The organism is Magnetococcales bacterium (assembly GCA_015228935.1).
GTDB lineage: Bacteria > Pseudomonadota > Magnetococcia > Magnetococcales > DC0425bin3 > HA3dbin3.
The window spans coordinates 1-19,811 of record JADGCO010000004.1 but is presented as its reverse complement, the minus strand read 5'-3'; the positions used below and the strand labels follow the sequence as shown (position 1 = coordinate 19,811).

The following is a 19,811-nucleotide window of genomic DNA, read 5'->3' as shown; positions in this document are numbered from 1 at the left end:
ACAGGCCGTTGCAGCTTTGGTAAAAGTCATTGCAATTTGCAATGCAATTTGAAACACCTCGTTGTCATTTACAAATTATATATTTAAAATCAATAATTTAAATAATGGCGCACCGTTTGCGAAGTGAACCTCACACATTCCATTGTTGAGGGTCACCATCATGAAAAATTCTTTTTTCAAGACAACTTCAAAAAAATCAGAAGCACATGTACGGGGGTTGCTGGTACGAAATGGAATCCATGGCGAATATCCCATTGAGACAAAAGAGATCGAACACTGGCGACGAATATTTTTTTCAATGCTGCCTGGAATCAATGGTCGCCCGACTTTTGATTGCATCACAAGAACAAATCCAATAAACGGTTCAAAAAAGGTATTACTCAGGACGGCTGAAAAACCATTTCCAACTCGTAAAAGTATTGACCATCAGCAAAGCATGGAATTTTTGCATGACTGGTGGAGTTCGCAGGACAGACTTTCTCATGTACGGTGTCTCCTGGCTGCAAAGCGTATCGATCAAAAAGCGAGTAAAATGCCGTTACGCCAAAATATTGTACAAAAGACCCATATTCCCAGAATAGCCTCGTTACTTCAGACCTGGATCAATCGATCCAGGGATGCAGATGAAATTGAACATACTCTGGCCAGCACACTCTCCATACAGTTCCGTTTCAGGGAATTGGTTCATGATATATTCGATACGGAAACTATTGAAAAGGGTGAAACAAACCATCATCCACAGGCGACCAATCTGCGACCTCTTTTGTTGAACGCATTGGGATTCAACGTGCAGCGAGCCAATCGTGGCAAAGTGCAACTGAAATTACGTTTTGATGATGCAAAATGCAAAGATTTGGCATTTGTGGACGGAGAGCGTTTGGTCCGATTTCTTGCCGGTTTGATTGCCAATGCCGTGCGCTTCTCACCGGCCAAGGGATGCGTCGAACTTCGGGTCGGTACGCTGCCGGGCCTGTACAGAATTTCCGTTATTGATCAAGGAAGATGGTATACGTCCGTGGACCAGGATGAAATCGGATCCAGCACCCGTGACCACTCTTCAGCCATGCTCCTTCATGCGCTTGGACAAAAATTGGGATACCGGATGAACTTTGAAAGCCACATGGGCAAGGGCAATGTCTGTCACCTCGACATCTCCCGGATCCCCCCAGTCAGATAGGTCCCTGTTCATGGCAGAAACGTTGATCAAGACCATGAATAGTTACCATGAATCCAGATATTCAAGTCTGCCAAAGTTCGGCTGAGAGGCTGTCCATTAACCCTCGGATAAAAAAAATTGGAAAGAAAGATTTTATTGGGACTCCGCCCCAAGCCCCGCCAAGAGGAAGGGCACGGCCCTTCCTCTTGGACCTCCATCCCAGTTTTTCATTCGTTTTTTTTAAAATTAACAAATTATTAGACAGCCTCTGAGGTTGGGATCCTGCTGAGTGATTCATTTTTTTGGGGAGAATAACAAACAAAAATCTTGCCCAGACAGAGGAAAACATGCCACCCTGTCCAGGAACAGTCCCAGGATTTTCTTAAGGAAACCGAGTTGACAAGATCCAATCTTCCAGATCATTCAGGATTGTCGGATATTCAGTTTTCAATCAAGCGTTTATTGTCTTATTATCCATGGCAGTTGCCGGGATTGGTTGTCATGATGGCCCTGAGTGGATTTTTGGAAGGAATCAGTGTCGTTCTTTTGGTTCCCATCCTCAATCTGGCCATGAACAAACCGGTGGAAATCCAGGGAGTTGGATCTTTCATTCTGGAAATGTTTCAGGCGTCTGGCGTTCCCGTTTCCCTGTTGCTGGGTTTGGAGGTGTTTTTTTTCATATTTTTACTACAGGCGGTGACCTCATTATTGCGGGATCTGGCTTCCAGCAGATTATGTTCTCAATTTAATTTGACTCTCCGCCATGAACTTTTTCAAACTATTTTTGCTGCCGAGTGGCCATTTTTTTCGGCATCGAGAAAAGGTTCGATCACCAACTCTTTGACGGATGAAGTCAATCGGGCTGTTTACGTATTGTATTATTTTTCCCACTTTGCGACCAACCTGTTTATGCTGGCCGTCTATTTTTGCGTGGCGTTGCTGGTTTCGTGGCAATTGACAGTGGGGGTTTTGGCTTCCGGATCTGTTGTCGTTTTTTTCATGCGCCGTTTGTTGAGCCTCGGTTCTGACCTTGGCAATCTGTTTACCCTCCATAATGTCAATTACAAGAGCGCGATTCTGGAATACATGGAAAATGCCAAGATTATCAAGGCCAGCGCCATGGAAGAAAAAGTTATTGAAAAATCAGATTTTTTTTCCGACAGGGTTGCCAACAACTGGTATGGTGCTGTGATATTTCCAGCCTTGAATCGGGCTGTTTTTGAAATGTTCATGATCATTCAGCTCTGTCTGGCAATTTATGTCGGAATCCGTCATCTCGGCATGGGCCTGCCCGACATACTTGTATTATTGTTTGTTTTTTACAGATTGTTTCCGCGACTTCAGCAGTTCACAGGTCAATATTTTAATATTCTGAACAATATTTCTGGATTGAAAAATGTTGAGGAGTTGCTGAAAAGTGCCCGAATGTACCGAGAGACATGGCAACCGGGAACGGGTATCCCATTCCGGGGTCTTGGGAAAGGAATTCAATTGCGTCAGGTGGGGTTTTCCCATGTTCCCAACCATCCGGTATTGACAGACATTCATCTCGACATTCCCAAAGGGTCAACCATTGCCGTGGTAGGGGGATCAGGCAGTGGCAAAAGTACTTTGCTGGATTTGATCATGGGGCTTTTGCGACCCCAGGTTGGTCAAATTTATTTGGATGATCTTCCCCTGGCAAATTACGATCCAGGCTCGTGGCGGAGTGCCATCGGCTATGTTTCCCAGGAAACGCTTTTGCTCCACGACACGATTGCCGCCAATATTGGTTGGGGATTCAAGGAAGCGTTGGACAAGGAACTGATTCAAAAATACGCCCGCATGGCCCAGGCCGATCAATTTATTCAGCAGCTTCCAGAAGGCTACGACACCATCATTGGCGATCAGGGCATGCGTCTTTCCGGCGGTCAGAAACAACGCCTCGCCTTGGCTCGCGCCCTGGCCCGGGAACCGGCATTGTTGGTTTTGGACGAAGCCACCAGTGCCCTGGATTCCGAGTCCGAACGCTTGGTGCAGCAAACCATCGACCAACTGGCCAAATCCATTACCATATTGATGATCGCACATCGTTTTTCAACTATACGCAATGCAGATCTGATTGTTGTTTTGAAAAATGGCCATATCGTTGACCAGGGAACCTGGCAGGAACTGACCAACCGTCCCGGCCCTTTTCAGGAACTGTTAAACGAGCAGAAAGGTGGAAGTTTATCTTCGACAAATGAAAAATGAATATTTTAGAGACATTTCGTGCAAACAATAATATTATTCGTAATGTCTGTCCGGTATTGATAGATCGCATCAAGTATCTTTCCTGCCTGTACAGCTCAAAGCGTCCATGGGTTAAAAAAATATTTGGAACGAAATGGTATATTGATTTCAAATATCCCTATCCAGTTGGTCCTCTGCGGCTGGTCATCCGCAATAATTTTGGATCTGATCTTTATATTCATGGTGAAGTTTTTCATCATCATTTTTATGATTTATCCTTGTCGTTTGTCCCAAAAACGATCCTTGATCTTGGATCAAATATTGGTTTGACGTTGATTTATTTTTCCAAGGTTTATCCTCAGGCACAACTGGCAGGCCTGGAACCCATACCAGGTAATATACAGTTACTGCGAGAAAATTTGCAAATGAACCAGGTTGCAGCCACGGTATTTCAGAGTGCTGTTGCAATTCAGGATGGTTTTGTGGAAATGGAAATTGCACTTATGGATTCCGATCATCGCATTCGCGAAAGTATGGCTTCAGACCGTTTTACGAATCAAATCCTGCGCATTGAATCCATGACTGTGGAGAGTGTCCTGGAAAAACTGCAATGGGAGCGTATCGGGCTTCTCAAGGTGGATATTGAGGGGTACGAAAAAATACTCTTGAAAGAACAGTGTGCCTGGTTGAACCGTGTGGATGCCTTGTGTATCGAATGTCATTCAGGCTTTGGCGAGTCTGACCTCCAGGAAATATCCCGTTCATGGGGATTTTCCACACCCAAATTATTGCCAGGTATCTGGCTCATGGAACGCACCAACCGGCCTGCATGATATTTGAATATTTATGTTACCAACCATCACCCCCGTTATTCTGACCCGCAACGAAGCCCCGAATATTGGCCGAACCCTGGAGCGATTGCGATGGGCCAGACGGGTCGTGATTCTGGATAGTGACAGCACCGACACCACCCGGGAAATTGCCTGCGCCTTTGCCAATGTGGATTTTCGGCAACGTGCGTTTGATTTTCATGCCAACCAATGGAATGTTGCTGTCCATGAGACCGGCATTGAAGAAGATGCCTGGATTCTGGCACTGGATGCAGACTATCAGGTCACGGATGCCCTGGTTCAGGAGCTTGCTGAATTGAGACCGGCACAGAGTACTGTTGGATTTGTGGCTGGATTTCGTTACTGTATTGGGGGTCGGCCCCTGCGTGGAACCCTTTATCCGGAAAAAGTCGTGCTTTTTCGACGGGCCAGTGGTCGTTATTATCAGGATGGTCACACCCAGGCACTGGCTATTGTGGGTCAAGTGGAGCGGTTGCGTCACCCCATCGAACATGATGATCGTAAATCCCTGAGCCATTGGCTGCTCGCCCAGGACCGTTATATGCGTCTGGAAGCAGAGCATATTCTGGCCACACCTTGGCAAACGCTTCGGTGGCCGGATCGCCTGCGTCGTTGCATTGTCGTGGCACCATTATTGGTATTCATGAATTGTTTGTTCCTGAAGGGGGGTATTCTCGACGGTTGGCCCGGCTGGTATTACGCCGGACAAAGATGTTTAAGCGAAATATTGCTCTCCTTGCGTTTATTGGAACGCCGCATGGGTTTGGATACCAGTTCTCCCCTGCCCCACCCGGGACGGGACATTCAAAAAAGGCCTTGAGCTTAAGCATCATCCGGGCCAATCCGGCTGACAATTCGGGAACCGGTCAAAATTTCCTACCCTTTCCAGATGGTCGCGAAGCAGGAGAGCCGGACGTTTCGCTCTGCGCCACAGCGTTGCTCAAAGTCTTAAAAAATATAATTTGTCAAAATTCATGAACTGAAATGAGGTAAACCTTGTCTATCCCCGGGTAAGAGCAATTTCGGCATCGCATCGTTTGGACCGATCTGTCAGGATAATTTCGGAACCTATGCAATTTCATGCTCATATCCGGTCTGTTGCAAGCATGCCGGGTGGGTGTTACTTTTCAGGTCCAGGACAGAGTCCTGGTGGAGTTTGGGGCGAGAGCCACTCAACAAAAAATTGTTTCCAAAACTGTTTCCAAATGGCCGAAACGATGATCAAGGCCGCAATTTTTTTAAATGGCAAGTCTTATCTAATTTTATAGCGAATGTTTATTGATTAATAATTTTGTGAGGTATAAATAAACAGTCTAAAATATCACTAATTAGCGTTTTTTAATTTATTTTAGTTAATATATTATTAAATATGATTTTACGTTCAAAATAACAAGCATTAGGCAGGTCATCTTGTTTCTTGATTTATTAATCACATTGAATGCAATAAAATAAATATATTTTTACATAAAAAGCGCTGCAAACAAAACAGCCGAAAGAAATAGATCGGGGTACAACATGAGTATCAAACAAAAATTGCAATTCATTTTGATGGTTGGTGAAACAGCCATATGCCTGCCAACTCTTGTTGATAGGCTGTCAGAGCAATTCCAGGTCGATTCAGTCCATAATGCCAAGCAGGCTCTTGAACGTTCCCTTCTTGAACCCAAGCCTGATCTCATTCTTGTAGATACCAGGTTGCCGGATTCGAATGGCCGTGAACTTTGCCGACACCTTGCAGAAAATATGCAAACATCTGATATTCCAGTTATATTGATTGCCAGCGATACGCACTTGCAAGGTGAGCTACAGGGACTGGCGGCAGGTGCTGTTGACTATATTCGTGTTCCCGTGACGCCAGAAATTGTGTTGGCGCGCATTCGAATCCACTTGACCACAAAAGAAAAACAGTGGCAAATGGAGGAAAAAAACAATCAATTTCAAAAAACCATCGATGAAATCAATGGGAAACTGGTCAAGGAAATTGCTGAACGTATCGCAACTGAAACAAATGAGAGCGAAGAACGATTCAAGGCTGTTGCAGAGTCAGCGACAGACTCCATTATTTCTATTGACTTCAATGGTATTATTCATTTTTTTAACAGGTGGGCAGAGCATACTTTTCAATATTCTGCCAGTGAAATAATCGGGAAATCCGTATCTGTTCTTATTCCAGATATTTATTCAAACGCGCACCATAATGCCATAGATAGCATTAAGAAAACTGGTATGATGAAATACAAACCAGGAACAATTTTAACCATGTCTGGAAAGAGAAAAGACGGCGAAGAAATTCCATTGGAAATGACTCTTGCATCCTGGGAGGTTTCGGGAAATTTGAATTTTTCAGCAATCATCCGGGATGTATCGAGCAAAAAACGTTTGGAGCAGAGACTTGTTCAGTCGCAAAAGATGGAAGCGATTGGAACACTGGCGGGAGGTATTGCCCACGATTTCAATAATATTCTTGGCATCATCACCGGAAATGCCGAACTCGGAAAAAGGAAGCTGAGCAATCTGGAAGATGTAACAAGAAATATTCAGGCTGCGGCAACCAGAGGCCGGGATTTGGTGCGTCAACTTCTTACCTTTAGCCGGGAAGCCGAAAAAAACAAAATACGACTCAGTCCAGTTCCCCTGATCAGGGAAGTGTTGAGATTCATGCGCTCCACGCTTCCAGCGACCATTCATATTCAAAACGAAATCCATGATGAAGAAGCGCAAATATATGCTGATTCCATTCAATTTTATCAAGTGATCATGAATCTTTGCACAAATGCCGGTCAGTCTATGGGTGAAAAAGGAGGGACTCTGACTGTTGGCATGCAACGTTGCCAAATCCTGGCTGACCAGGCCCAACGGTTATCAATCACCCCAGGTCCATATCTCTCCATCACGGTTCGGGATACCGGTCCGGGAATATCCGCCGAAGTACAAAAGCACATGTTTGATCCATTCTTTACCACGAAAGAAAAAGACAAAGGAACAGGCTTGGGACTTTCTGTAGTTTATGGAGCAATTCACGATTGTGGAGGTGTGATCCATGTTGAAAGTGAGCTTGGACAGGGGGCGGAATTCCGGATCTATATTCCGGAGGCCATCGAACAACATAAAGAAATTTTTATTGAAGACGACTCTATTAACTTGAAAAAAGGCAGCGGCAGAATTCTGTTTGTAGATGACGAAATGTCCATTGTAGAAATATGGGGAAAAATGCTGACGGGCCTTGGCTATACGGTCGTCGGTTTGACAAATCCTCTCACAGCCTTGGCCAAATTCAAGGATACTCCCAACTCTTTTGATGCCGTCATAACTGATCAGACCATGCCAAAAATGCTCGGAAACTCGTTGGGCATGGAAATCATGAAAATTCATCCAAATATTCCTGTTTTTCTTTGCACTGGTTATAGCGAATCGATTTCCGAAGAGCAAATACTGGAAAGTGGATTTCGGCGTATTTTTATTAAACCTGTTTCACTTCTCGAAATTTCGTCAGCCCTTTCTGAAGCCTTGTCTTATAATAAAATAATTCCCATCTATCCTGCAAACATAGATAAGGAAAGATATTTTATTGATCAATCATTATGTGATGCTAAAAAGCCAGATATTGACCGGAGTGATTTGATAAAAAAATTTAATAAATACCATATTTCAAAAACGGACCCTTACCAAAATAAAACAATTTCTGATCTTGTTTCAGATAAAATAAGATCTTTAATAAAAATACTTATTGTTGATAACAAGCCTGAAATAGTAAATATTTTAGAAAATTTTTTATCAAACAAATTATACAATGTATTCACAGCATTTACAGGTGTTCATGCATTAAATATTATAAACACACATCCCATTGATTTGTTGGTTACGGATATTGGTTTGCCCGACATGGATGGCTTGGAGGTTCTTGCCCAGGCTTCCAAAATATTACCTGATCTTCAATCTATTATTATTACCGGCAACAGCGAGATGGAATATGCTATTGCCGCACTGAATCTTGGAGCTTTTAGTTACTTAATGAAACCGCTCAATTTGAATGAATTTAATACACATATAGAACGATGTTATGAAAAAATAAGCTTAAAGAAAGCGTTAGATGAAGCACATAATCGGGCAATGGCCTCTTCGCAAGCTAAAAGCAACTTTTTGGCTACCATGAGCCATGAAATCAGGACCCCCATGAATGTCATTCTTGGCATGACTGACTTGGCTTTGCAATGTGACATGCAACCAAAATTGAAAGATTATTTAACTAAAATTACACACTCTTCTCGTGCATTGATGAGAATCCTCAATGATATTCTCGATTTTTCAAAAATTGAGGCTAATAAATTAGAGCTTGAAAAAAATAAATTTATAATTCGAAATATTTTCGACCGTTTGGCTGATTTATTTGGTGCCGAGGCCGAAAAAAAAGGTGTCGAGTTGATTTTTAATTTTTCATCGGAATGTATGCACATATTATATGGCGATGATTTACGACTTGAACAAATTCTATCCAACCTGATTGCCAACGCCATAAAATTTTCAAAACAGGGAGAGGTCGAAGTCAAAGTAAAATTGATCGAAAGGAGCGACACGTCCGATTACATTGTCCTGGAATTTTCTGTTCGGGACACGGGCATTGGCATGACCGCAGACTCGATATCACAATTGTTTGAACCATTTGTCCAGGCAGATGGTTCCATCACCCGCAAGTTTGGTGGCAGTGGGTTGGGTCTCGCCATCAGTAAACGCCTTGTGGAAATGATGGAGGGGCATATCTGGGTGGAAAGCATCCCGGGAAACGGCAGCCATTTTCGATTTACGGTCAAGGTGAAACAGCAAAAGGATGAAATAATTGAAAATGCCCTGTTGTTGCCAAATGACTTGCATGCCTTGAAATCTCTCGTGATCGTTGATCGCCCGACAGCTCGTGAATCGATGCAACAACTCATGCAACTTTTTCGGTTTGAAACGACAGCGGTCTCTTCTGAAGAAGAAGCCATGGAAGCCATTCAGGCTGGAATCAATAATCAGGATCCCTTTCAACTGATACTTATCGATTGTCGCCTGCCGGAAATGGATGGTTTCACAATGCTTCGCAAAATGACAGATTTGTTTCTCACCGGTTCACCTCCAAAAATTATCCTGCTTACAGAAACACACAATAATAAATTGACAGACAGGCAAACTCAAAACGATCATAAGGCAAATGCCATTCTTGTCAAACCGGTAAATTGTTCCGTTCTTTTTAACACCATCATGAAAATATTTGACAAGACTGTTGCCAAGGATATTTTGTTCGGAAATGACATTGTTGACCATTCTGGAATTTCTCAACGGGTCGGCGGTGCCACGGTTTTGCTTGTCGAAGACAATATTCTCAACCAGCAATTTATTAAAGAGTTGCTGGAAAGTATCGGCGTCATCGTGGAATTGGCCAATAATGGCCTGGAAGCCATTACCATGCTCCATGGTAAATCATATGATATCGTTTTGATGGACATTCACATGCCTGAGATGGATGGATATTCGGCAACAAAGTATATTCGAGAATTGAAAGGATTTGAAAAATTGCCTATCATAGCCTTGACAGCGGATGCCATGACCGAGGTGCGGGAAAAATGTATTAAATTTGGTATGAACGATTATATTTCAAAACCCATCAATAAAATTCAACTGTTCACAATTTTGGAAAAGTGGATTCCCCCCGAACATCAAGAACGGCAGCCCGTGGTCTCTGCAACCCGAAAACCGACAACCTTTGATACGGGCATTTTCCCAAATGCACTGCCCGGCATTGATATCGCTTCAGCCTTGGAGCGCATCAACGGCAACTTTCAGGTTTTGCTCTCCGTCTTGTCTGGATTCCAGAAAAATTTTTCCACATCAGCCAAACGTATCCAGACCTATCTTGGTGGTCACCGACAAACCGATGCAGAATCTGCCAAAATATTACTTCATACCATCAAGGGAATTGCTGGTAATGTGTCGGCTCACAGTCTGTTTCGTGCTGCAATGGCATTTGAAACAGGGGTCAAGGAAAATCAGCAAAAAGAGTGGCCAAGGTTGCTGAAAAACTTTGAAAACGCTCTCAATGAGGTGTTGCAGAGTATAGAAAGCCTGAAAAACAGACAAATATTGGCCCTTACTGACAGCAATACAACCAATGAGGCACACAGAGAAAAACATCCTGTTGATTTGAAAACGGCTGTTACTCAATTGAAAAAATTATTTCCCTTGATTGACAAGGCTGACTTTAATACCATGCGTGCTTTCAATAACATTAAACCCATGCTCGGGACAGTTTCATTGGAAGCAAGAGTGGAATTGGAGCTTCTGGAAGAATTTCTTCAATCTTTTTCTTATAAAAAAGCCCGCGCATCCCTGGATAAATTGTTAAAATTGTTTGAAAATACAAATTATTAATAATTTTTTTATTTCAGGAATCAGCGGAGGAGTTTCATGGCAGATAACAATGATACACAGCGTATTTTGATTGTGGACGATGTGCCAGGAAATATTGAAATATTGGCCGCCTTTTTGGCTGATGAGTATGCCATCAGTATAGCGACCGATGGTATTCGAGCCTTGGAAATAGCTGAATCGGTTTCTGTGGATCTGATCCTGTTGGATATTGTCATGCCGGATATGGATGGTTTTACAGTTTGCACACACCTCAAGGCCAACGAAAATACCCGCGATATTCCAGTGATTTTTGTCACTTCAAAAAATGATGCAACCGACGAAACCTATGCCTTGGGACTTGGAGCGATGGATTTTATCTCCAAACCAGTCGTTCCGGCTGTGGTCAAGGCCAGAGTCAAGACGCATCTTGGCCTGATAAATGCCAAAAAAACTCTTGAAAAACAAAAAAAAATACTTGAAAGTCAAAATCAGGAACTGCGCAAGGCCGAAGAACTTCGTGAGGAAGTTGACCGGATCATGCGCCATGATCTGAAATCTCCATTATATGCCATGCTCGGATTTGTTGATTATTTAAAATACGAATTAACATTGAGTGATTCACACAATAAATTATTCCATATTATCCAGGATTCGGGGAATATATTATTAAACATGATTAATCTTTCTCTCGATTTATTTAAAATGGAAAGAGGAACATATTCTTTTGATCCCATACCCGTTGATATTGTCAGTCTTGTTAACAAAATTTGTGTTTCAGGAAACGATCTGATTCAATTTGAAAATTTACGGTTTGAATTGTTTGTCGATGATCAACCGACGTCTTCCAAAGAAGAATTTTTAATTCTCGGTGAAGAAACTCTTTGTTATTCCATGCTGAGCAATTTAATTCGGAATGCCATAGAAGCTTCTCCATCTGGTGAAGTCATTACTGTGCGCATGGAACGGGGAAGCCTGAATAAAATCAAGATTCACAATTTCGGAAGTATTCCTCACGATATCCGGAATAATTTTTTTAAAAAGTATTCTACATCCGGTAAAAAAGGCGGGACGGGACTTGGTGCCTATTCTGCCAAATTGATGGCTGAAACCCTGGGTGGCAAAATCAGTTTCACAACATCCGACACGGATGGCACAACCCTCTGTGTCGAATTGCCGCCAGTAATTATAAAATGATGGCCTTGATGGCCATGATCATTGTTTCGGCCATGGGCAGGGGCTTGGCGAAAACGGGGTCCAGGGTGCTTGGCTCCCTGGCAGGTCCAGGACAGACCTGGCGGGGTATGAAGCGAACCCCATGCCGTTAATTTATTTCGCTCCTGAAATGAATGAACAGGTGCTGCTGCACGATAGCCTACTGATTACAAATCAAGATGAACCAGTGCCTGAAACTTCTGGAACAACGCTGATCCGTGCTGCATGGACCGAACTGCTGCAAATGCCAAAATCATGGTTTGCTTTCAAGGGTAATTTGGATTAGAAACAAGGATGGGAGAAACTCCTGAAAATCAAACTAACTGACCCTGAAACTGTGTAACAAATCTGATGGAGTTGAATCGTGAAAAATTTTTCTGAACTGGTTGCCACTTTGCGTCAGTCGGTTGAATCCGCCAGTGATCTTTGTGATCCATTCAAATTTTTTATGGACGATCTGGCCTTGCATGTGGATTTCGTGGCCAAGTCAAAAAAAACCAATAACAAACAGCTCATGGACATCATCAAGAAGGCAGTCAAGCACTATTTCAACCTATCCTTCGGCTCACATGATTTTTTAATGCTGAAGCTTGATGACGACAAAACATTTATCCATGGCACTTGTGCCATTCCAGGTAGTATGATGGTTTTCTTCTATTATACTGACATTCAGATTGGCATGATTGCCCTGGTCAACTCTTCGGATCCCGGCATGACGCATTATTGCCGCTTTCGCACCATTGCAATCAACAACAAGATGACCTTTCATCCAGGGAATCCGTCCATTCATTGAAGTTGGCCGGACTTGATTGAATATGATACTGTTTCCAGCCGGCTTCAGTAAAGAAACAGATTCCTTTTCAGATCGGCACTTTTCCAGGTTTGCGGCTGTCTAAACATTTTATTCAAGAGTCTGGAACAACTTCCATGTCAGATTATTCATCGAAACCAACCATATTGATTGTTGATGATTCCAGCGAAATGTTGGATTTGTTAAAAGCCATTCTGAAAAAAGATTATACAATCCTGTTGGCCAACGACGGCAGGCTTGCCTTGGATTTGGCTGCCATGAAACCCCATCCGGATTTGATTCTTTTGGATGTCATCATGCCCGGGATGGATGGCTACGAGGTGTGCCGGCAACTCAAGGCAAACCATGCCACCAGGGAAATTCCTGTCATCTTCATCACCACCAAGAGAAGCACCGAGGAAGAGATTAAGGGATTTCAGGTCGGTGGTATCGACTATATTTTCAAGCCCATTACCCCCCCCATTGTCCGAACCTGTATCAAAACCCATTTTTCCTTGCGGGAGGCGCATAGGGAGCTGGAAAGCAATAACAGAAGATTACAGGAAATCAATGAAAAATTGACCTGCAACATGGAACAGCTCGTCGCATCGGAAGAACGCTTCAGGAGCCTGGTTCAAATGCTGCCGGATATTGTTTATAAAATTGATGAAAATGGAAATTTTACCTTCTTGAACAATTCTGTGGAAATGCTTGGCTACCATCCGTCTGAACTGATTGGCCGGCATTTTTCGACCATCATCGACAGTACGGATATTTATCGTTCTACCCTTGACGGTGTATTGCAGGAAGTTAAACCTGGAGTATCCAATCCTGAGTGTCACAAAGTGTTCGATGAACGTCGTACCGGTTTGAGGATGACAACTGCCCTGCAAATCCGGTTAAAAACCAAGGCGGGCCAATCGGTTGAATCAGACGCCGTCAACTCGTTCAGTGATTCCGTGATCAATGTGGAAGTCAACAGTTCTGGCATCTACGGAGAAATCGGCAATGACACCCATTACCGGACACGTCGTTACATGGGAACCGTTGGTGTGATCCGCAATATAACCGAACGAAAAAAATATCTGGACGCCCTGGAAAAGGTTCAAACAGAACTCGTCAAAGCCAAGGAAGAGGTGGAAAAAAGTGCCAGACGCCTGGAAATGGCTCTTCAAAATGGCAAACTGGGTTTGTGGGACATTAATTTTATCACGGGTGAACAGGTGATTGACCCCATTGAGGCCATGATTTACGGTTTTTCATGGGATAACAGGCAACGTTTACGCGATGACTGGGTTGCCCGACTTCATCCGGATGATCGGGATTGGGTCCTTCGAAATGGCGAACGTTACCGAAACGGTGAAATAGACTCCTATGATCTGGAGTTCCGCATCATTCCTCTGGATGGAGGTATCCGTTGGGTTCACTCCAAAGGGGCTGCTGTGGAGTGGGATGCCCAGGGACGTGTCACCCGCATGGTCGGTACGGTCAGTGAAATCACCACCCGCAAAAACATGGAAGCAGACCTGATCAAAGCCAAGGATGAAGCCCTGGCCGCCAGTCGGGCCAAAGGTGAATTTCTGGCCAATATGAGCCACGAAATCAGAACCCCCATGAATGCCATCATGGGCCTGACCAACTTGTGCCTCAAAACCAATCTGACCCCGCAGCAAACCGATTATTTGAAAAAAGTTGAATCCAGCGCCGACTCCCTCATGCACCTGCTCAACGACATTCTGGATTTTTCCAAAATCGAGGCCGGAAAAATATCCATGGTGCAGGAAAAATTTGTGATAGGAGATTTATTGGCCAACCTGCAAGATATTTTTACGATTCAGTGCCAGGAAAGAGGAATCCAACTGATTCTGGACACCGCAGATGACATTCCCCCTTTTCTGTTGGGGGATCCTTTCCGGTTGGGACAGATCCTGACCAATCTGATCGGCAATGCAGTCAAGTTCACCCATCATGGACAGGTCAAGGTTGTGACGCATGTTTGTGAAAAAACAAATAATCATGTGATTCTGGAGTTTGCCGTATCCGATACCGGTATCGGTATGACCCGTGAACAATTAAATAATCTGTTCCAGGAATTTTTCCAGGGAGATGCTTCGACCACGCGCAAATATGGTGGCACAGGTCTGGGTCTGGCCATCAGCAAGCGGTTGGTGGAAATGATGGGCGGTTCCATTCGTGTCGAAAGCGAACCCATGCAGGGAAGTCAATTTATTTTTCATGTTCGGCTGAACAAGCTGGTCGAAAATCAGGCAAGGAATGAATCTGATCTCCAGAACAATCAGATGGCTGTTGATCTGCCCCGGTCACTTGGTGAAATTGATAAATTGAATAATATTCATATTCTTCTGGTCGAGGATAATGAAATCAATCAGCAAGTGGCTCGCGAACTCTTGGAACAGGCCAACATTTGCGTTACACTGGCAGAAAATGGGGAAGAAGCCGTCGCAGCAACACAGAAAAGACATTTTGATGCCATCCTGATGGACCTGCAAATGCCCGTCATGGATGGTCTGACCGCAGCCCGAATGATTCGAACCGACGTGAATCATGCTGATGTACCCATTATTGCCATGACGGCCAACGCCATGGTTGAAGACCGGGAAAAGTGTATTGGTGCCGGAATGAACGATCATGTTGCCAAGCCCATCCACCCCAACATCCTGTTCGATGTATTGCGCAAATGGGTGAAACCGGCTTCATCCTCAGCCAACCAGCATCTGCTCCCTTCCCAGAGGGTGCCCAACAACAGCCCGACAATACAGCAGATTGCTGACATTCCTCATCTGCCAGGCATCGATGTTCGCTCAGGTCTGCGTAACGTTGGCGGAAACATCGATCTTTATTATAAAGTCTTGCGCAAATTTATCTGCAATCAGGAAAAAATGGGGCAGAAAATGGTGCATGATCTGCGTGCCGGTAAAATGGATTCCCTTGCCCATACGGCCCACACGCTCAAGGGAGTTGCCAGCACCCTGGGCATCACTGACCTGTGGAATCTGGCTGGAAATATTGAACAAAAAGCGAAAAATCGCTGTACCACCGAAGAGGTCTCCCCATTTCTGGAAACAGCCACCAGGGAATTGGATCACGTTATCGGAACCATCCGGAACTTTTTTTCCCAGGCCGGGGAAAATACTCCCGCAATCGATACTCACCACACAGAATTCTGCAACAATATATCTGAAGAAAATTTGCTGAATTTGGCCAATTATTTGCGTGAAGCTGAAAAACTATTACTTGAATATGATGCCTCAGTGGAACATATCATTAACAAGTTGGATGGTCTGCTCTATACAGACGGCATGCGCAATCACTTCATGGAACTGCAAGGTCACCTGGAACGTTATGATTTTGAAGCAGGCCTTGCTGCATTGCGCCAGTTGGCAACCGAGTCCGGAATTGACCTTGGAAAACAATCATGATTTCAAAAGCACAGGATCCAAGAAAAACAATATTGGTCGTGGATGATACACCGGAAAATCTCGATGTATTGAAAAACATTCTCAGCCCGGAATACAGACTCCAGATTGCCACGAATGGTCGCCTTGCCCTGAAAATTGCTCTCTCTCCGACACCTCCTGATCTGATCCTCCTGGATGTCATGATGCCCGAAATGGATGGCTATGAAGTATGCCGTCTGCTCAAACAGGATGAACGAACCCGCGATATTCCAATCCTGTTCGTGACCGCCAAATCAGACGTGGAAGATGAAACCTTCGGCTTTGCACTTGGTGCAGCGGATTATTTGACCAAACCCGTCAGCCTTCCCATCGTTCTGGCACGCATCAAAACGCATCTGGCTTTCAGTGACAAAAGAAAATTATTGTCTGACCAGGTTGAATTGCGTACCGCGCAGCTCAAGCTGCGTTCCATGGAACTGGAAGAAACCCGGATCGAGGTCATTCGCCAATTGGGTCGTGCCGCCGAATTCAGGGATAATGAAACAGGCCTGCATGTCATCAGGATGAGCCGCTTCACCAAAATTCTGGCCTTGAAAGCCGGATTGAGCGAACCTGAATCTGAACAAATCATGTATGCTGCCATGATGCATGACATTGGCAAGATTGGCATTCCTGACCAGATTCTCCTGAAACCAGGAAAATTGACTGAAGCCGAGTTTGACATCATCAAGAGCCATGCGGAAAAGGGCTACAGAATCATTGGCGAGCAACCTTCAAAACTGCTGAGCATGGCCCGCCTGATCGCCTACACCCACCATGAAAAATGGAATGGCAAGGGGTATCCGAGAAAATTGCGCGGCGCGGATATCCCTCTGGAAGGCAGAATCACGGCCCTGGCCGATGTGTTCGACGCCTTGACCTCCGTGCGCCCCTACAAAAAGGCCTGGACAGTCGATGATGCAATGGATTTGATCAACAAGGAGTCAGGAGAACATTTTGACCCGAATCTGGCAGCCATGTTCATGGATTTGAAATCAGACATTCTGGAAATCATGCAACAGTTTCAGGACGGGTGATCCCGTGGACCATGCATGTCTGTCAACCTGACAATCGCAACGCCACCAATTTTCTGGAATGATCATTGATGAATCACCCTCTTCCCCTTATGGAACCAGATCAATCTGCACCGTGGTTCAGGAATATGGAAATCAAATCCGTTCCTGCAACCGGCAGGGGTGTCGATCCTGCGCATGGTGCGAAGGAAGGCGTCGTTCTGCTGGTCGATGATCAACCGGAAAGTATTGATGTCATTCGCAGTATTCTGGGGACCCGGTTTACCATCAAGGTGGCTACCAATGGTTTGTTGGCCCTGAAGATTGCGGATCTGGGGGGGCTGGACCTGATCCTGTTGGATATCGTCATGCCCAAAATGGATGGGTATGAGGTGTGCCGCCGTCTCAAAAACAATCCCGATACCCGGGATATTCCCATCATCTTCCTCACGGCCATGGACGGCACCGCCGACGAAACCATCGGCCTGGAACTGGGTGCCGTTGATTACATCCGCAAACCCAGCAATCCGATGGTCGTCCTGGCCCGGGTTGGCAATACCATCGCCTTGCACAGAGCGCAAAAAGATTTGCAGCGCAAAAATCAAGAACTGCAAACCGCCCTCCGCCTGCGCGAAGACATCGAACAAATGGCCCGGCACGATCTCAAAGGTCCCCTCTCGGGTCTGATCGGTCTTCCGGAAGTCCTGCTCATGAGTGGCGAAAATTTGACCGAAGAACAACGCTCCATCGTCAGCATGATGGAAAAGAGCGCCTATTCCATGTTGGAAATGATCAACCGCTCCCTCGATCTGGTCAGGATTGAAACAGGAAATTATCAGCTCGAACCTGAAAAATTTGATTTGATGCTCGTTCTGGAACGGGTCAGCAACGATATGGTAAGGCATGCCAAACCCAAGGGTGTCACCATCCATATTTCTCGTGCAGATGGCCTGGACAGACATGCTCCATTCATGGTGATTGGTGAAAGAATGCTCTGCCATCCCCTGTTTTCCAACCTGATCCTGAATGCCATCGAAGCCTCCCCCGACATGGGAACAATCACCATTGCTCTTGCTTCCATCGACAGCACCTGCACCATCCGGATCACCAATCAAGGCGAAGTTCCTTATGACATCAGAGACCGATTTTTTGAAAAATATGTCACATCCGGAAAAAAACGCGGCACAGGCCTGGGGACCTACTCGGCCTGGCTCTCCGCCAAAACCCAGCGCGGTACCATCGAACTGGATTGTTCACAAGCCGGGTTGACCTCAGTCATTGTCACTCTGCCTGGACATACATGAATTTGGCGGGGTTTCTTTTCCAATCAATTATTTGTACAATGATTTAATTCAATCCGTTCTGCCCCGTCGTCGATATCCCATATCGTTCACACCCTTCAAAATGATAATCTGGCTGACAATGGGTTGAAAATCGTGGTCATGAGTCTTGACATGAAAAAGGAACAAAAATGAAACAATCTGGATTAACAGAATCTTATCCAAAGAACAGGGCAACGTTATTATCCAAGAGTGCCTGGTGTCATCATCTTGCCCGTCGATCCGGTGCTTCGTTTATCCTGGCCTGTTTTGTCGGCATGCAGTTGGAGGGGTGCATGACGACCGGTCAAGCCATCAATGCCGTGGGTGTTTCAACCCAGGAGCAAAGAATCGGGCCGGATGATGGCCGGGATGGGTGTCGGGCCAATCTGGTGGCACTGGATTCAACGGGAGATTATTACGGCGAAGACATGCTGAAAGGGGCCGTGGTCGGCGCGGTGGCTGGTGCCGGACTGGGTGCCTTGATGAAAGGCGACGTCAAGAGTGCCTTGTGGGGAGCCGCTGCCGGGGCCGCCGTGGGTGCCCTGGGTGGCTATTGGGCAAGCAAGGTCCAGCAGGGACAGGATCAGGCCGTCCTCGATCTCCAAAACGACATGATCAAGGATGGACAGGAAATCGACAAAACCCAGGAAGCCTTGAAAAAATTGATCTCCTGCCGTACCCAGACAGCCAATAAAATCCGGGCCGATCTGAAGGCCAAAAGAATTTCAAGACCCGACGCCGAATCGCAAATGGCTTTCGTGAAAAGCTTGGCTGCCAAGGATGCCGTGGTTTGGGACAGGGTGCGCACTGGCATGAACAAACGTATGGATGAGTACAAATTTGCTGTTGCGGAACTCGAAAAGGAACCTGTAGAAGCCAGCAGCACCACCCAGGATGATACTGACACCCCGCAACCGGTCACAACGCCAGCCAAAAAATCCGAAACCCAACCTGAAAAATCCGACACGAAAGCCAAAACAGAAAAGAAAAAAGTGACCGCTGATAAAACACCTGCCAAGAAAAAAGCCACAGATAAAGTGCATCTGCCGACTGAAAAGAAACAGGCCCAAAAAATCCTGACCTCAACCCAAAGCAAATGGGCACCGACAGAAAAAATGGGCAATGATTATGTCCAGAATATCAGCACGGGTTTCACACTTTCGTCAGACACATCCTTCTGGCGCGGATTCGACAACAAATCCTTCTTCACCTGGACATCCGGCTCGGGACAGGTGTGCCGTTTGAACAATCAACCAACTGTTTTGTAAACCAACCGTACTGATTTGGCATGTCGAATTTTTTTCGATATGTCTTGAGTCGCCAAACCAGGAATGTCAGAGGCTGTCTGATAACATGTTGATTTCAATAAAAACGAATGAAAAACTGGGATGGAGGTCCAGGAGGAAGGGCTGTG

The 19,811-nt window shown here is 45.1% G+C and carries 13 protein-coding genes; 12 read left to right on the top strand and 1 reads right to left on the bottom strand.

Annotated elements, in window-relative coordinates:
• Window positions 1-75 precede the first annotated feature (75 nt).
• Window positions 76-342 (bottom strand): hypothetical protein, encoded by a 267-nt coding sequence (locus HQL65_02285; GenBank protein ID MBF0135041.1) that lies wholly within the window; start codon window positions 340-342, stop codon window positions 76-78.
• Window positions 343-436: 94 nt separating this feature from the next.
• Here HQL65_02285 and HQL65_02280 point away from each other — a divergent pair, with 94 nt between their 5' ends.
• The 12 genes from HQL65_02280 to HQL65_02225 all read left to right on the top strand — a co-directional run bounded on the left by HQL65_02280 (window position 437) and on the right by HQL65_02225 (window position 19,665).
• Window positions 437-1,177, top strand: coding sequence for a hypothetical protein (locus tag HQL65_02280; GenBank protein MBF0135040.1), 741 nt, complete (start codon window positions 437-439; stop codon window positions 1,175-1,177).
• A 480-nt stretch (window positions 1,178-1,657) separates the two neighbouring features.
• Window positions 1,658-3,388, top strand: coding sequence for an ABC transporter ATP-binding protein (locus tag HQL65_02275; GenBank protein ID MBF0135039.1), 1,731 nt, complete (start codon window positions 1,658-1,660; stop codon window positions 3,386-3,388).
• Window positions 3,385-4,200 carry an FkbM family methyltransferase gene (locus HQL65_02270; GenBank protein ID MBF0135038.1) on the top strand — a complete coding sequence of 272 codons (816 nt, stop codon included), beginning with the start codon at window positions 3,385-3,387 and terminating at the stop codon, window positions 4,198-4,200. The genes HQL65_02275 and HQL65_02270 overlap by 4 nt, the downstream gene beginning before the upstream one ends.
• A gap of 13 nt (window positions 4,201-4,213) precedes the next feature.
• The gene (locus tag HQL65_02265) at window positions 4,214-5,038 is read left to right on the top strand and encodes a glycosyltransferase family 2 protein (GenBank protein MBF0135037.1); all 825 of its coding nucleotides are present in this window, start codon (window positions 4,214-4,216) and stop codon (window positions 5,036-5,038) included.
• Between the two features lie 695 nt (window positions 5,039-5,733).
• Window positions 5,734-10,623 carry a response regulator gene (locus HQL65_02260; protein ID MBF0135036.1) on the top strand — a complete coding sequence of 1,630 codons (4,890 nt, stop codon included), beginning with the start codon at window positions 5,734-5,736 and terminating at the stop codon, window positions 10,621-10,623.
• A 36-nt stretch (window positions 10,624-10,659) separates the two neighbouring features.
• Entirely contained in the window at window positions 10,660-11,796 is a 1,137-nt protein-coding gene (locus HQL65_02255; protein MBF0135035.1) for a hybrid sensor histidine kinase/response regulator, read from the top strand.
• A 121-nt stretch (window positions 11,797-11,917) separates the two neighbouring features.
• On the top strand, window positions 11,918-12,100 hold the full coding sequence (locus HQL65_02250; GenBank protein ID MBF0135034.1) for a hypothetical protein: 183 nt from the start codon (window positions 11,918-11,920) through the stop codon (window positions 12,098-12,100).
• Window positions 12,101-12,178: 78 nt separating this feature from the next.
• Window positions 12,179-12,607, top strand: coding sequence for a hypothetical protein (locus HQL65_02245; GenBank protein ID MBF0135033.1), 429 nt, complete (start codon window positions 12,179-12,181; stop codon window positions 12,605-12,607).
• Between the two features lie 134 nt (window positions 12,608-12,741).
• Complete coding sequence (locus tag HQL65_02240) at window positions 12,742-16,044, top strand: response regulator (GenBank protein ID MBF0135032.1); 3,303 nt, start codon at window positions 12,742-12,744, stop codon at window positions 16,042-16,044.
• On the top strand, window positions 16,041-17,099 hold the full coding sequence (locus HQL65_02235) for a response regulator (protein ID MBF0135031.1): 1,059 nt from the start codon (window positions 16,041-16,043) through the stop codon (window positions 17,097-17,099). The genes HQL65_02240 and HQL65_02235 overlap by 4 nt, the downstream gene beginning before the upstream one ends.
• Window positions 17,100-17,224: 125 nt before the next feature.
• Window positions 17,225-18,379: a hybrid sensor histidine kinase/response regulator gene (locus tag HQL65_02230; protein ID MBF0135030.1), complete on the top strand. Its 1,155-nt coding sequence runs from the start codon at window positions 17,225-17,227 to the stop codon at window positions 18,377-18,379.
• Between the two features lie 446 nt (window positions 18,380-18,825).
• Complete coding sequence (locus HQL65_02225) at window positions 18,826-19,665, top strand: hypothetical protein (GenBank protein ID MBF0135029.1); 840 nt, start codon at window positions 18,826-18,828, stop codon at window positions 19,663-19,665.
• Window positions 19,666-19,811 lie beyond the last annotated feature (146 nt).

Excerpts from the sequence above, each read along its gene's own strand:
- HQL65_02240 (MBF0135032.1), top strand. The coding sequence starts at position 12,742 with ATGTCAGATTATTCATCGAAACCAACCATATTGATTGTTGATGATTCC.
- HQL65_02260 (MBF0135036.1), top strand. The coding sequence starts at position 5,734 with ATGAGTATCAAACAAAAATTGCAATTCATTTTGATGGTTGGTGAAACA.
- HQL65_02230 (MBF0135030.1), top strand. The coding sequence starts at position 17,225 with ATGGAAATCAAATCCGTTCCTGCAACCGGCAGGGGTGTCGATCCTGCG.
- HQL65_02235 (MBF0135031.1), top strand. The coding sequence starts at position 16,041 with ATGATTTCAAAAGCACAGGATCCAAGAAAAACAATATTGGTCGTGGAT.
- HQL65_02265 (MBF0135037.1), top strand. The coding sequence starts at position 4,214 with ATGTTACCAACCATCACCCCCGTTATTCTGACCCGCAACGAAGCCCCG.
- HQL65_02225 (MBF0135029.1), top strand. The coding sequence starts at position 18,826 with ATGCTGAAAGGGGCCGTGGTCGGCGCGGTGGCTGGTGCCGGACTGGGT.
- HQL65_02275 (MBF0135039.1), top strand. The coding sequence starts at position 1,658 with ATGATGGCCCTGAGTGGATTTTTGGAAGGAATCAGTGTCGTTCTTTTG.
- HQL65_02270 (MBF0135038.1), top strand. The coding sequence starts at position 3,385 with ATGAATATTTTAGAGACATTTCGTGCAAACAATAATATTATTCGTAAT.
- HQL65_02255 (MBF0135035.1), top strand. The coding sequence starts at position 10,660 with ATGGCAGATAACAATGATACACAGCGTATTTTGATTGTGGACGATGTG.
- HQL65_02280 (MBF0135040.1), top strand. The coding sequence starts at position 437 with ATGGAATTTTTGCATGACTGGTGGAGTTCGCAGGACAGACTTTCTCAT.
- HQL65_02250 (MBF0135034.1), top strand. The coding sequence starts at position 11,918 with ATGCCGTTAATTTATTTCGCTCCTGAAATGAATGAACAGGTGCTGCTG.